9 protein-coding genes are annotated in these 15436 nt (G+C 45.1%); 3 read left to right on the top strand and 6 right to left on the bottom strand.

All coding sequences use genetic code 11. The annotated features are described in order from the left end of the window. The first annotated feature begins 28 nt into the window (after nucleotides 1-28). Nucleotides 29-1180 carry a glycerophosphodiester phosphodiesterase family protein gene (locus tag ACHBGV_RS02965; RefSeq protein ID WP_125266191.1) on the top strand — a complete coding sequence of 384 codons (1152 nt, stop codon included), beginning with the start codon at nucleotides 29-31 and terminating at the stop codon, nucleotides 1178-1180. Between the two features lie 98 nt (nucleotides 1181-1278). On the opposite strand, the gene rpoC is transcribed toward ACHBGV_RS02965, so the two are convergent. From rpoC to pbp1b, 3 genes are all read right to left on the bottom strand, one after another. Further along, the gene (rpoC, locus tag ACHBGV_RS02970) at nucleotides 1279-4926 is read right to left on the bottom strand and encodes a DNA-directed RNA polymerase subunit beta' (RefSeq protein ID WP_394735616.1); all 3648 of its coding nucleotides are present in this window, start codon (nucleotides 4924-4926) and stop codon (nucleotides 1279-1281) included. Nucleotides 4927-5081: 155 nt separating this feature from the next. Then, on the bottom strand, nucleotides 5082-8654 hold the full coding sequence (gene rpoB / locus ACHBGV_RS02975) for a DNA-directed RNA polymerase subunit beta (protein WP_394735617.1): 3573 nt from the start codon (nucleotides 8652-8654) through the stop codon (nucleotides 5082-5084). 288 nt (nucleotides 8655-8942) lie between these two features. Then, nucleotides 8943-11363 (bottom strand): penicillin-binding protein PBP1B, encoded by a 2421-nt coding sequence (gene pbp1b, locus ACHBGV_RS02980; protein ID WP_394735618.1) that lies wholly within the window; start codon nucleotides 11361-11363, stop codon nucleotides 8943-8945. A gap of 95 nt (nucleotides 11364-11458) precedes the next feature. On the opposite strand from pbp1b, the gene tyrS reads away from it, so the two are divergent. Continuing rightward, entirely contained in the window at nucleotides 11459-12715 is a 1257-nt protein-coding gene (gene tyrS, locus ACHBGV_RS02985; RefSeq protein WP_394735619.1) for a tyrosine--tRNA ligase, read from the top strand. A 56-nt stretch (nucleotides 12716-12771) separates the two neighbouring features. Further along, nucleotides 12772-13149, top strand: a complete 378-nt coding sequence (locus ACHBGV_RS02990; protein WP_394735620.1) for an HIT family protein — start codon at nucleotides 12772-12774, stop codon at nucleotides 13147-13149. Between the two features lie 27 nt (nucleotides 13150-13176). Here ACHBGV_RS02990 and ACHBGV_RS02995 read toward each other — a convergent pair whose 3' ends face one another. The 3 genes from ACHBGV_RS02995 to ACHBGV_RS03005 form a co-directional block, all read right to left on the bottom strand. Then, entirely contained in the window at nucleotides 13177-13386 is a 210-nt protein-coding gene (locus ACHBGV_RS02995) for a heavy-metal-associated domain-containing protein (RefSeq protein WP_394735621.1), read from the bottom strand. Between the two features lie 2 nt (nucleotides 13387-13388). After that, on the bottom strand, nucleotides 13389-13829 hold the full coding sequence (locus ACHBGV_RS03000; protein WP_394733691.1) for a CopY/TcrY family copper transport repressor: 441 nt from the start codon (nucleotides 13827-13829) through the stop codon (nucleotides 13389-13391). Nucleotides 13830-13927: 98 nt separating this feature from the next. Beyond that, nucleotides 13928-15436, bottom strand: coding sequence for a zinc ABC transporter substrate-binding protein AdcA (locus ACHBGV_RS03005; protein ID WP_394735622.1), 1509 nt, complete (start codon nucleotides 15434-15436; stop codon nucleotides 13928-13930).

Consider the following 15436-nt stretch of genomic DNA (forward strand, 5'->3'; position numbering starts at 1 on the left):
GTACGTAAAATCAGAAAGTTCCGCAAGCATGAAGCAATCTATCAAATCAAACATCCGAAAACGAAAAATACAAAGACCCCTATGGAAAAAATTAGCCATTGGACTCCTGGTCCCCCTATTGGCCCTGGGACTTTGGTACTCTGTCAGTCTGGCCAATTACTATCTCCAAGCACATCTGACAGAAAGATTTCCCCAGCATGTGCAAGAAATTTACTTCATTCTCTTCGCCCTGCTCTATAGTGGCCTTGTTCTGGTCCTGTCTTTCTCGCTCTGGCTCTGGTGGAAAGTCATTTTTGACGAAAAATTCACCTGGTGGAAACCAGCTTCCTTACTGGTCGTCTGGCTACCCGTCTTTCCAGTCTTCTACCTTGTTAAACAAGAGGCCAGACAGATTATCCCAAAGTCTCCACAGGTCATTTCCCACCGGGCTCTCAACGGTCCTAGCGCAGTTGAAAATAGTCTCGAGGCCTTCCAAATTTCCAGCAAAAGCAAGTTTGACTACATTGAAATTGACATCTGGGAAACAGCAGATTTGGAATATGTGGTCTTTCACGACCCTAATCTATCCGGCTGGACAAGGCTCCACTATCGGCCACACGACCTGCCCTTAAGCACTCTAACCAACATTAGCTTGACCGATCAAGAGGGGCACACAGCCCATATCGCCGGCTTTGATCAGATTCTGGAAGAGGCCGAAAAGTCTGGTCAAAAGCTCCTGATTGATTTCAAAACTTCTGAGCTAGACAGTCCACAGATTGTGGAAAACTTTCTAGGAAAATACCAACAGCGTTTAGAGCAAGGCCAGCATCAACTACAAACAGCTGACCAAGAATTTATGAAGAGAGTCCTCAGCCACTCACCTAAATTTGAAACAGTCTTGATTATGAATTCCATCCTTGAGGAGCAATTTCCAGGTTTAACTGGATTCAGCGTCCCTTTGAGCGACCTGACTCCCGAATTACATGATTACATCAAAGCCTCCAAGAAATTTCTCTATGTCTGGACAGTCAATGATGAAGCTGGCGTGACCCAGGCAGATGATTTAGCGGTTGATGGCATCATTTCAGACTTTCCTGGCAAGACCCAAGACCAACTAAACCACACCTTGGTGTATTCTAAGTACAAGGATTATTATCACAAGCAATTGGAGAACCTTCTCATCTTTCCAAGCTTAAAATAAAGACAGCATAGTAGCAATCAGGTGGATACCATCTGGTTATTTTTTTTTGAACAGGTTACACAAAAAGAGAAGACCAAACGGTCTTCCCTTAAAGATTATTATTCAGTTACAGCTTCAAGCTCTGCTTCTGCTGCAAGTTCTTCAGCAACTGTATCTTCAATGATTTCAACTTCATTGATGGCTTGTGGCTCAAGATTACGGTAGCGGGCCATGCCTGTACCTGCTGGGATAATCTTACCAATAATAACGTTCTCTTTAAGACCAAGAAGGTTATCACGTTTACCACGAATGGCTGCATCTGTAAGGACACGAGTTGTTTCCTGGAAGGATGCGGCAGACAAGAATGAGTTGGTTTCAAGGGAAGCCTTAGTGATACCCATAAGAACTGGACGAGCTGTTGCCGGAATACCACCTGCAATAACCACGTCAGCATTGGCATCTGTAAAGTCTGTGATATCCATAAGGGTACCCATGAGAAGATCAGTGTCACCTGGATCCATGACACGAACTTTACGAAGCATTTGACGAACCATTACCTCGATGTGCTTGTCGCCGATTTCTACACCCTGGCTACGGTAAACTTTTTGAACTTCAGAAAGAAGGTACGTTTCAACCGCCAAGACATCACGGACTTCCAGCAAACGTTTCGGTTGGATAGAACCTTCAGTAAGGGCTGCACCTCTCGCAACTTGGTCACCAACTTCAACCTTCATACGGGCTGTAAATGGAACCACATATTCGCCTTCGCCAGTTTTACCTTTAACAAAGACTTTCTTGGTACGAGTTGCCGCATCTTCTTCAATCGCTGTAACTTCACCTTTGACCTCAGTGATAACCGCTTCCCCTTTCGGATTGCGGGCTTCAAAGATCTCTTGAACACGAGGAAGACCTTGCGTGATATCGCTGTTTGAGGCTACACCACCCGTGTGGAAGGTACGCATTGTAAGCTGTGTACCAGGCTCACCGATAGATTGGGCTGCAATCGTACCAACTGCTTCACCCACTTCAACCGCATCACCTGTCGCCAAGTTGATACCGTAACAATGACGGCAGACTCCATGACGAGTATTACATGTAAATACGCTACGGATGGTTACTTGTTCAACACCAGCATTGACAATATCACGAGCAATGTCTTCTGTAATCAATTGGTTTGGACCGATGATAACTGCATCCGTTTCAGGATGTTTAACAGTTTTCTTAGTGTAACGACCTTGCAAACGCTCTTCAAGTGGCTCGATCATTTCCTTGCCATCTGTGATTGAACGGATATCAAGACCACGGTCAGTTCCACAGTCGTCTTCACGGATAATAACGTCTTGGGCAACGTCAACCAAACGACGAGTCAAATAACCTGAGTCGGCTGTCTTCAAGGCCGTATCCGTCATACCCTTACGGGCACCGTGAGTAGAGAAGAACATTTCCAATACAGAAAGACCTTCACGGAAGTTAGACAAGATAGGCAATTCCATGATACGTCCGTTCGGAGCTGACATGAGTCCACGCATACCGGCCAACTGGGAGAAGTTGGAAATGTTACCACGGGCACCAGAGTCCATCATCATAACGATTGGGTTCTTCGGATCCTGTTTTTCAACCAAGCGTTTTTCCAATTTTTCCTTAGCAGAACGCCATTCATCTGTAACAGCTGTGTAGCGCTCGTCCTCGGTGATCATACCACGACGGAATTGTTTCTTGATTTGTTCCACACGTTCGTGAGATTCTTCAATGATTTCAGCCTTGTTGTCGATAACCGGAATATCGGCAATACCCACTGTCAAACCAGCAAGTGTTGAATGATAATAACCCAAGTCTTTCAAACGGTCAAGCAGGGCTGATGTTTCAGTTGTACGGAAACGCTTGAAGATTTCAGCGATGATGTTACCAAGATTTTTCTTCTTGAATGGTGGGTTGATTGGCAATTCTGCAATAGCAGCCTTGATATCTGAACCTGGTTCCAAGAAGTATTTATCAGGAGTTCCTTCTGTCAAGTTAGCGTTGTTTGGCTCTTGCAAGTATGGAAGACCTTCTGGCATAATCGCGTTGAACAAGATTTTTCCGACAGTTGTCATCATGACCTTGTGTTTTTGGTTGTCTTTCCAAGGTTTATCAAGGCTATCTGTTGCAATACCAACACGGGTATGCAAGTGAACATAGCCATTACGGTAAGCCATAACAGCCTCATCCGCATCCTTGAAGACCATACCTTCACCTTCACGACCAGCATCTTCCATGGTCAAGTAGTAGTTACCCAAGACCATATCCTGAGACGGTGTTACAACTGGTTTACCATCTTTAGGGTTAAGGATGTGTTCTGCCGCGAGCATAAGGATACGTGCTTCTGCTTGTGCTTCTTCTGACAATGGAACGTGAATCGCCATCTGGTCACCGTCAAAGTCGGCGTTGTAGGCTTCACAGACAAGCGGGTGCAAACGAAGGGCTTTACCGTCGATCAGAACTGGCTCAAAAGCCTGGATACCCAAACGGTGAAGGGTAGGTGCGCGGTTCAAAAGAACTGGGTGTTCTTTGATCACTTCTTCCAAGATGTCCCAAATACGATCATCTCCACGTTCAATCAAACGTTTTGCAGCTTTTACGTTACCAGCAATATCACGGGCAACGATTTCGCGCATGACAAACGGTTTGAAGAGCTCGATCGCCATTTCGCGTGGCACACCACATTGGTACATTTTAAGCGTTGGACCAACGGCGATAACGGAACGTCCTGAGAAGTCAACACGCTTACCAAGCAAGTTTTGACGGAAACGTCCTTGCTTACCTTTAAGCATGTGGCTGAGTGATTTAAGTGGACGGCTACCTGGTCCAGTGATTGGACGACCACGGCGACCGTTGTCAATCAAAGCATCCACAGCTTCTTGGAGCATACGTTTTTCGTTTTGTACGATGATCCCTGGGGCATTAAGTTCCAAGAGACGAGCCAAACGGTTGTTACGGTTGATTACACGGCGATAGAGTTCGTTCAAGTCAGATGCGGCAAAACGGCCACCATCCAACTGAACCATTGGACGCAAATCTGGCGGAATAACTGGAAGGATATTGAGAATCATCCATTCTGGCTTGTTACCAGATTTGTAGAAGGCATCCAATACATCCAAGCGACGAACTGCTTTAATGCGTTTTTGACCAGAAGCTGTTTTCAATTCTTCTTTCAAAGCTGCGATTTCTTTTGGAAGATCGACTTGCTTCAAGAGGTCTTGAATCGCTTCTGCACCCATTTTGGCAACGAATGAACCATAGCCATATTCACGCAAACGCTCACGGTATTCGCGTTCTGTCATGATTGACTTGTGCTCAAGCGGCGTATCTTTCGGATCAATCACCACATAAGCTGCGAAGTAAATAACTTCTTCAAGCGCACGTGGGCTCATATCCAAGGTCAAGCCCATACGGCTTGGAATACCTTTGAAATACCAGATGTGTGAGATTGGAGCTTTCAACTCAATATGGCCCATACGCTCACGGCGGACTTTTGCACGAGTTACTTCCACACCACAGCGGTCACAAGTGATCCCTTTATAACGGATACGCTTGTATTTACCACATGAACACTCCCAGTCTTTTGTTGGACCAAAGATCACTTCATCAAAAAGTCCATCACGTTCTGGTTTTAGTGTACGATAGTTGATTGTTTCAGGTTTTTTAACCTCACCGTAAGACCATGAACGAACCTTACTTGGTGAAGCTAACGTGATTTGCATACTTTTAAATCGATTTACGTCAACCACTAATAATCCCTTTCTTTTCTTGTGAGAGGTGGATGAGTCACACCTCGGATTCTTGAATAACCGACAAAGTTGCTAGACTGTCTAGCACCAGACAGACTAGGCGATCCCAGTTGATACAAAATCAAGCAAGGACCTCCCCCTAGTCTCCTATCTGATTATTCTTTGTCTTCTGCTTCTTCTGCTGCAAAGGCTGCCGCTGCGTCAGCTGCTGCTTTTGCACGTGCTTTTTCAAGATCATCTACGTGGATGATATCATCATCTTCACCTTCATCAAGGTCACGCAATTCTACTTCGTTATCATCTTCATCAAGGACACGCATATCCAAACCAAGTGATTGCAATTCTTTGACAAGAACGCGGAATGATTCTGGAACGCCTGGTTTTGGAATTGGTTTGCCTTTTGTGATGGCTTCATAGGCTTTCAGACGGCCTGTCACATCATCTGACTTGTAGGTCAAGATTTCTTGTAGGACGTTTGAAGCACCGTAGGCTTCAAGGGCCCAAACCTCCATCTCACCGAAACGCTGACCACCAAACTGAGCCTTACCTCCGAGTGGCTGTTGGGTAACGAGTGAGTATGGTCCGACTGAGCGGGCATGAAGTTTATCATCAACCATGTGGTGAAGCTTGATCATGTACATGACACCGACAGACACACGGTTATCAAATGGCTCACCGGTACGTCCATCGTAAAGAATGGTCTTGGCATCTGAATCCATACCCGCTTCTTTAACGGTTGACCAAAGATCTTCTGAACTTGCACCATCGAAAACTGGTGTTGCAATATGGATACCCAAGTTACGAGCCGCCATACCCAAGTGGAGTTCCATAACCTGACCGATGTTCATACGAGATGGCACCCCGAGTGGGTTCAACATGATATCAACTGGCGTTCCATCTGGAAGATATGGCATATCTTCAACCGGTACAATACGTGAAACGACACCCTTGTTACCGTGACGACCGGCCATCTTATCTCCGACCTTGATCTTACGTTTTTGAGCGATGTAGACACGAACCAGCATGTTAACACCTGATTGCAATTCATCACCGTTGGCACGAGTAAAGATTTTCACATCACGAACGACACCATCGGCACCGTGAGGTACACGAAGAGAGGTGTCACGCACTTCACGTGACTTGTCACCGAAGATTGCATGCAAGAGGCGCTCTTCAGCAGAAAGATCTTTTTCACCCTTAGGTGTGACCTTACCAACAAGAATATCGCCTTCTTTAACTTCCGCACCGATACGTATGATACCCATTTCATCCAACTGACGAAGGGCATCCTCACCAACGTTTGGAATTTCGCGTGTGATTTCTTCAGGGCCTAACTTGGTATCGCGGGTTTCTGATTCGTATTCTTCCAAGTGAACAGATGTATAGACATCTTCTTTCACCAGACGCTCAGACATGATAACCGCATCCTCGAAGTTATAACCTTCCCACGTCATGTAGGCAACGATTGGGTTTTGACCGAGGGCCATTTCCCCACGTTCCATAGAAGGACCATCTGCGATAAAGTCGCCTTTTTCAACGACATCGCCTACTTTTACAAGGGTACGTTGGTTATAGGCTGTACCAGAGTTTGAACGGCGGAATTTTTGAATGCTATAAACATCCAAGGAACCATCTTCACGGCGTACTTCTACCTTGTCCGCATCTGCATAAGTTACCTTACCATCATGTTGAGCAATAACTGCCGCACCTGAGTCATGAGCAGCCTGATACTCCATACCAGTACCAACGTAAGGTGCTTTTGGATCAATCAATGGAACAGCCTGACGTTGCATGTTGGCACCCATGAGGGCACGGTTGGAGTCATCGTTTTCCAAGAAAGGAATACATGCTGTCGCAACAGCAACTACCTGTTTCGGTGAAACGTCCATGAAGTCCGCTGAATCTGCTGGGAACTCTTGGTTATTACCTTGGTGACGTCCCATAACGATTTTATCAACGAAACGGTTGTTTTCATCAAGTGGTGATGTTGATTGGGCTACGATGTAGGCATCTTCTTCATCTGCTGTCAACCAAACGATTTCGTTCGTTACTGTACCAGTTGCACGGTCGATCTTGCGGTATGGTGTTTGGATGAAACCATACTTGTTGAGGTGACCATAAGAAGACAAGTTGTTGATCAAACCGATGTTTGGTCCCTCAGGCGTTTCAATCGGACACATACGGCCATAGTGAGTGTAGTGAACATCTCGAACCTCATAACCAGCGCGGTCACGGGTCAAACCACCAGGTCCCAAGGCTGACAAACGGCGTTTGTGAGACAACTCGGAAAGTGGGTTGTGTTGGTCCATGAACTGTGACAACTGAGATGAACCAAAGAATTCTTTGATTGCAGCTGTAACAGGGCGGATATTGATGATTTGTTGTGGCGTCAATACTTCATTGTCTTGAACAGACATACGCTCACGCAAGTTACGTTCCATACGGGTCAAACCGATACGTACTTGGTTGGCAAGCAATTCACCAACGGCACGAATACGACGGTTACCCAAGTGGTCAATATCATCTACACGACCAAGACCTTCAGCCAAGTTGAGGAAGTAGCTCATCTCTGCCAAGATATCCGCAGGTGTTACTGTACGTACGTTTTCCGCCGGATTAGCATTACCAATCACAGTGACTACACGATCTGGATCTTTTGGTGCCACAATCTTGAATTTCTGCAAAAGAACTGGCTCAAGAAGAACAGCGTTGTCATTTGGAATGTATTCAACAAGGTTGAGTTCGTCGAATTGAGCTTCTACTTTTTCAAGCACATCACGGCTCAAGACTGTACCTGCTTCCAAGACGATTTCGCCTGTCTCACCGTTAATCACATGATCAGCAAGTGTTTGGTTGAGCAAACGAGTACGGAGGTTGAGTTTTTTATTAATCTTGTAACGACCAACAGGTGCTAGGTCGTAACGACGTGGGTCAAAGAAACGAGCTGTCAAAAGGCTCCGTGAGCTTTCCGCTGTCTTTGGTTCACCTGGACGAAGGCGCTCATAGATTTCCTTAAGCGCTTCATCTGTACGAGAATCTGCTGGGTTTTTATGAATATCTTTTTCAATGGTATTGCGAACCAATTCGCTATCACCAAAGATATCAATGATTTCATCATCACCTGAGAAACCAAGCGCACGAACAAGTGTCGTGAACGGAATCTTACGCGTACGGTCAATACGAGTGTAGGCAATGTCTTTTGAGTCTGTTTCCAATTCCAACCAAGCTCCACGGTTAGGGATAACCGTTGAACCATAACCTACTTTACCGTTCTTATCTACTTTATCATTGAAGTAGACACCTGGTGAACGCACCAACTGAGAAACGATAATCCGCTCTGCACCGTTGATGATGAAGGTACCCATTTCAGTCATGATTGGGAATTCGCCAAAGAAAACTTCCTGGGTCTTGATTTCACCCGTTTCCTTGTTGACCAAGCGGAATGTCACATAGATAGGCGCAGAATAGTTGGCATCGTGCGAACGTGCCTCTTCCAAAGTGTATTTTGGAGTCTTCAATTCGTAGCCAACAAATTCCAATTCCATGGTATCTGTGAAGTTTGATACTGGAAGTACATCTTCAAAGACTTCCTTCAAACCAGAATCCAAGAAATCTTTGAAAGAATCTGTCTGGATTTCGATCAAATTTGGTAAATCAAGAACTTCCTTGATTCTTGAAAAACTACGACGGGTACGGTGCTTACCGTACTGAACTTCATGTCCTGCCAAAAGTTTTCTCCTTTGTAATAAGATACGAGACCGTCAAGCTACTCGCTATCCGGTCGAGTTTTATCTATCGCCAGCCCTAGCGAGCTAGCTTTTGTCCTTTTTCTGAATATTTAGAATCTTTAAGAATACATTACAATTCCTAAAAATCCATCAAATAGACACAAAAAGAGCAGCTAAATCTTCCTTTGAAAAGTGTGATTTAACTGCTGCAAGTCTTGTTTGGACAAGATTTCAAACAAGACAGACGACAAATTATTTATAAAATTATAACACAAGACCGCTTAAAAATCAAGGGTTATCTTCTTCACCAGAGTCCGAGCTTGGTTCGGAATCTCCGTCATTATTATTTGCTGAGGATGATGAGCTCGAACTGCTAGAAGAACCTGTCCTGCTGTTACTGCTTGAGGAGGTCGTCCTACGCTGCTGGTTGCCAAACAAACTATTCCAAGCTGTCTGATAATCAGCCTCTGTTCCACCTACCATAAATCGATAGTTGGTCACCGGCGCCCCATTTTTGGCCCAATAACTAGTCGTAGTAGCACCTGATACGTTAATCGTACGGCCATTGACCTGCACACTACCTGGCCGTTGCCCAGTAGAGGTGACTACATTAGATGCAATCACACTATCATCCAGTGTAAATCGTCCAGAGAATAATTCCGGTGCCACTTGATAGATGGCATTGGACAAATAAGCAACATAGTGAGAATTGCTATTATAGCTTGCAAAAACATCCAAACTTGTATTATCATCATAGCCTGCCCAGGAGCCCAAGGTAACCTGAGGGGTCGAAAGCATGAGCCAAGCATCTCCAGCGTAATTACTCGTACCAGTCTTGCCAGCTATATCTGTATTGGCCAATACTTGAGGGTTGATAGCCCTGATACGGTTTGCATAGGTTGTGGTCAAGCCAGAGGAAATAACCCCCTTGAGCAGGTTCATCATGATACTCGAAGTTGCCTTAGAGTAAACCTGAACAGGTGCCGCCTGGTGCTGGTAAACAACTGTCCCATCAGCCTTCTTGATATTCTCAACCAGATAATGCTTGTTGTAGACGCCGCCGTTTGCCAAGGTTTGATAGGCGTTGGTATTGGTAGCTACAGAAACATCAATCCCTCCTCCGAGAGGCAGACTTTCAATGTCATACATCGGAATGTGGTAATCCATCTTCTCCATATAGGACTTGACATCCACACCAGACTGTTGCAGCAGCTTATAGGTCCAGAAGGCAGGAATATTGACCGAGCGATTGAGAGCAGTCTGCAAATCAATCATACCTGAACCTCGGTTATTGACGTTCATGATTTGCTCGCCACTGGAGAAACGAGCTGGGTAATCTGAGAAGATACTAGCCGATCCGATTAGGCCCTGGTCCATAGCAATACCGTAGGCCAAAATAGGCTTAATGGTTGATGCAGGAGAACGAACAGTATCGAAAGCATGATTGTTCTTGTTCTGTGAAAAATCACGGCCACCAACAAAGCCAAGCACTGCACCTGTCTTGTTATCTAGCAAGACCGAACCAGTCTCTACAACTCCGTTTCCTTCATCCAGCAAGTAGCCATTGTCACGCGCCACAGCATTCATGGCATTGTGAATAGCAGGATTGACCGTAGAAGTGACGGTATAGCCCCCTTGGCTAATTTCTTGGGCGGCAAGCTCTCTGTATTCTTGAACGGTCTCATCATTTTTCAGCTTGGCATCTGAAACCTTATCCCGCTCCACCAGATAATCATACATGACGTCAATGGCTTCATCCAGAACAGCATAGTATAGAAAATCCTTGGTATCCTCTGTTACCGGACTAGGAGGAAGGAAGTCCTGGCGAATATCATAATCCTTATAGGTCTCGTACTCTTCCTTGGTCAGAAATTCTGCTCGGTACATATTATAGAGTACATCTTGGTGTCGAGCCAGGCCGTAAGACATATACTCATCCGACTTGAGACTACCGTCTGCCGCATAGGGCGAGTAGACAATGGGACTCTGTGGCAAACCAGCAATAAAGGCCGCCTGAGGAACCGTTAATTCCTTGGTTGATTTTCCGAAAATTCCCCGCGCCGCTTCTTCTACACCGGCAATATTTTTGCCCTGATTATTTCGACCAAAAGGCGAGACATTGAGATAAGTAGTCAAAATATCTTCCTTGGACATGTCCCGCTCCAGAGCCAAGGCTGTGATAATTTCATTGGCCTTACGTGTAAAAGTCGGAGCGTTGCCTACAATCTGCTGCTTAATCAACTGCTGAGTAATGGTCGAACCACCGCTGGAAGAACCAAAACCAACCGAGCCCAGAGCCGCACGCAATACCGCCTTAGGCACAACACCATTGTGGCTCTCAAAGGTGACATCCTCCGTAGCAATCACGGCCTGCTTGATATAGTCAGAAATATCTGCATTTTCAATAGGGCTCCGCAACAAGTCTGAATTGATATCTGCTACAGGAGAACCATCCGAAAAGACAATATGAGAATTTCTACTGATATTGGCGATATTGGCCAGCAGCTCTTCCTTACTAGGCGCCTCTACTTGGTCAAATAGGCTAAAGACATAGCCAACTCCAACCCCGGCACCCAGACTGCCCAAGACTAGGAAAATGACTGCCAAATAATCCACCAATAATTTGATACTTCTTAACAAGATGCCCAATCCATTGGTCAGGCTAAAAGAAGCCATCATTGTTTTGAATTTAGAATGTTTCGTCGTCATAGTAACTCCTTATTCCTTTTATTATACCAAACTTTGCCCACTTTCTACAATTTCATGGTATAATAGGGGGAAATTTTAAAAGGAGAAAGCCTCATATGAATATTTTTGAAGAACTAAAAGCACGTGGCTTGGTCTTTCAAACGACAGACGAAGAAGCCTTGGTAAAAGCCTTAACAGAAGGGCAGGTTTCTTATTACACAGGCTACGATCCAACAGCAGATAGTTTGCACTTGGGGCACTTGGTTGCTATCTTAACCAGCCGTCGCTTGCAACTAGCTGGTCACAAGCCTTATGCCCTCGTTGGCGGTGCGACTGGTCTGATTGGCGACCCTTCCTTCAAGGATGCGGAGCGCAGCTTGCAAACCAAAGACACCGTTGACGGTTGGGTGACAAAAATCCAAGGTCAACTCTCTCGCTTCTTGGATTTTGAAAATGGTGACAACAAGGCCGAAATGGTCAACAACTACGACTGGTTCTCAGACATCAGCTTTATTGACTTCCTTCGTGATGTCGGTAAATACTACACGGTCAATTACATGATGAGCAAGGACTCTGTGAAAAAACGGATTGAAACAGGTATTTCCTACACCGAGTTTGCCTACCAAATCATGCAGGGCTATGACTTCTACGAGCTCAATGACAAGCACAATGTGACCCTACAAATCGGTGGTTCTGACCAGTGGGGTAACATGACTGCAGGTACCGAGTTGCTTCGCCGCAAGGCTGACAAGTCTGGTCACGTTATGACTGTACCACTTATCACCGACTCGACAGGTAAGAAGTTTGGTAAGTCAGAAGGCAACGCCGTTTGGTTAGACGCCGACAAAACTTCCCCTTATGAAATGTACCAATTCTGGCTCAATGTCATGGATGACGATGCCGTTCGTTTCTTGAAAATCTTTACTTTCTTGACATTAGATGAGATTGCTAAGATTGAAGAAGAATTTGACGCTGCCCGTCATGAACGTCTGGCTCAGAAAATTTTGGCTAAGGAAGTCGTGACATTGGTTCACGGTGAAGAAGCTTATCAACAGGCCCTTAACATTACCGAGCAATTGTTCGCAGGCAACATCAAAAACCTGTCCGCAAAAGAGCTCAAGCAGGGTCTCAGCAACGTTCCAAACTACGCTGTACAGGCTGAAGACAACCTTAACATCGTTGAACTCTTGGTTACCTCTGGTATTGTCAACTCAAAACGCCAAGCTCGTGAAGATGTGCAAAATGGTGCCATCTATGTCAACGGTGAGCGTGTACAAGACTTGGACTACACCCTCTCTGACAGCGACAAAATTGACGGCGAGCTGACCGTTATCCGCCGCGGGAAGAAAAAATATTCTGTGTTGACTTATTAACATCTCCCAAGGAAATCCTATGTGATTTCCTTTTCTGCTAACCTAGGAGAACAGCTATGACCTGTATTTTTTGCCATCAGATTGAAGAAATCGATATTCTCTACCAGACGGAGCATTTCAAGGCGGTCTGGGACATTGACCCTGTCCAAACGGGGCATCTACTGATTATCAGCAAAGACCACTATGACACGCTCAGCCAAGTCCCACCTGTTGTTCGCTATGAGCTATCGGACTTGGAAGTCTTTTTGACTGATAAACTCTGTCAAGCATTGATAATTGACGGTGTGACCATAGCTTGCAACGATCGCTTGTTTGATGTCGGCACCCATTTCCATGTCCACCTGATTCCACGCTTTCAAGAAGATGGCTTCTGGGATCAAATTAGGCTTAGGCAAGCCCAGATGGACCTGAACAAACTCCTCAAAGCATTATAAAAAGCAGCCCGACGGCTGCTTTTTCGCTTATATCAACTCTTCCACTTCATAGATGGTATCGTCCAAAGCCACTTGGTAGCCTTCCAAATCATAGGCCACCGAAGTTTCCACTTCCGCCAACTGCTGATCCAGCTGGATTTTCACTTCTACCACTCCGTCCAAATCCAAAAGGTGATTGGTCACGTGCTTGACACAGTTCTGACAAGATAAGTTTTTCAATTTCAAGATTTGTTTCATATTCAAACTCCTTTAGCATGATGCCCACAGGTACATTGACCTGCCAAGCATTGACAGGCGATTCGCTCAGGTGCAGTCTTTTGTAGTTGGGCTATTTTACTAGCTAGTTGTTCAAGGCTTTTTTGGGAAAATGTCCCTGTGTCTAGCAAGTTTTCAACTAACTGCCCCTGTTTTGTGGAACAGATGGTAGCTAGTAAGAGTTCCACCTGCGCCTGCAAATGTTCTTCCTCACTGATCAGCGGATAATAGTGATACTTGCTAGTTTCCTTAGCCATTCTCAGATAGTTTTTCTTCCGTAGCCGCCCCAAGAGTGTCTTAATGGTCGTCGCCTGCCAGTCAAAGCCTTCCTGCAAGGACTGAATAATTTCCTGAGAAGTCGCACCAGGATGGGCCCACAGAACCCGCATGACCTGCCACTCCGCAGCAGAAATCATCTGCTCCATAAACTCACCTCCCAACAATCATTTTCTAATTTTAGTTTACACTTGTAGTCAGAAAATGTCAAGAAAAAGGACTGAACATTCCGTTCAGCCTTATTTTCTTAGTGAGCCAGCATTTCCTGACCGATTTCCAAACCAGTCAAACCAACTGGATAATAGGTCGGCCAGTTTTCCAATTCTTCCAATAGTTTTTCTTGGCTCTCTCCACCAAAATAGATATGGAAGTGACCTGTCTTAACAGGGGCAATATTGTGGTCACTGAATTGCACATACTTGTAATCACCAGCATTTGGATCCGTTGCTTCAAATAAGAAACGAACACCACGGTTACCTTTTTTATAAGTCAAAATTTCATAACCCACGTACTTATAGGTATACTTGTAAGACTTGTCTCCCACTACAAACTCCATGGTATTATCTGTAATGTTAATTTGATCAACGTCTGTCTTGTAACCTGTGTCGTAGTATGCCTTATACTCTTCAGCTGTCATATCACCTTTAATTTTCGCCTTGTAATCCCAAACTTGATCAAGCGTACCATCGAGCAAATATGGGTAAACAGACTGCCACTCCCCGGCATAATCTGACAAAGTGCGATCTTTAACAGCAGCATCTTCAAAGTAGCCATTGTAAACCGTCTGAGCCGTCTCAGCACCCTCTTCTGGCAAGATTTCCACTCCTGCTTGACTGGTTGTTTTTTCCAAAGCCGCCAAGTTTGCTTCCATGATGGAAATATAATCCTCACCACTATCCATAGCTTCTGTCGTCACACTCTCAAGCGTATCCAAAACATCCAGTTCCACGCCAGTTTCTTTTGCCAAGGTTTCCGCTACTGCTGAAGACGCATTCTCTTCAAAATAGATATACTTGATACCGTAGGTCTTGATATACTCGGTCAATTCCGCCAAACGAGTTGCCGTAGGCTCTTGGTCTGCAGAGACACCTGTGATCGACACTTGGTGCAAACCATAGTCCAAAGCCAAATAGGCAAAGGCAGTATGCTGGGTGACAAAATATTTTTGCTTAGCAGCTGACAAGGTTTCTGTGTATTGAGAATGCAGAGCTTCTAACTTTTCAATGTAAGCAGCTGCATTTTCTTCAAAAACAGCTTTTTTATCAGGGTACTGGGCAATCAACCCATCCCGAATGGTTTCCACCAAGGTAATGGAACGTTCAGGTGACAACCATACGTGTGGGTCATAGGCGTGTTCGTGGTCTTCCCCTTCTTCGTGGTCATGTTCTTCTTCCTCACTACCAGGCAAGAGCAACATTCCCTCCGTCGCCTTGATAACACCGACCGCTTCAGTATCAATACTGTCTAAAACATCTGGCACCCAAGTCTCCATATTTTCATTTTCATAGACAAAGGTATCCGCTTCTTGAATAACGGCAATGTCCTTGGCAGATGGCTCAAAGTCATGAACTTCTGTACCTGCTTCAATCAAAAGGTCAACGGTTCCTTCCTCACCCACAACCTGTTTGGTAAACTCATAGACAGGATAAAAGGTGGTCACGATGTTCAACTCATCATTTTGAGAAGCTGTGCTATTACCACAGGCCGACAAGGCGAAGAACGATAAACCCAAACCTAAAAGAGCTAATTTTTTCAT

Source organism: Streptococcus sp. A34, assembly GCF_043674115.1.
In the GTDB taxonomy this organism is placed as follows: Bacteria; Bacillota; Bacilli; order Lactobacillales; family Streptococcaceae; genus Streptococcus; species Streptococcus suis_V.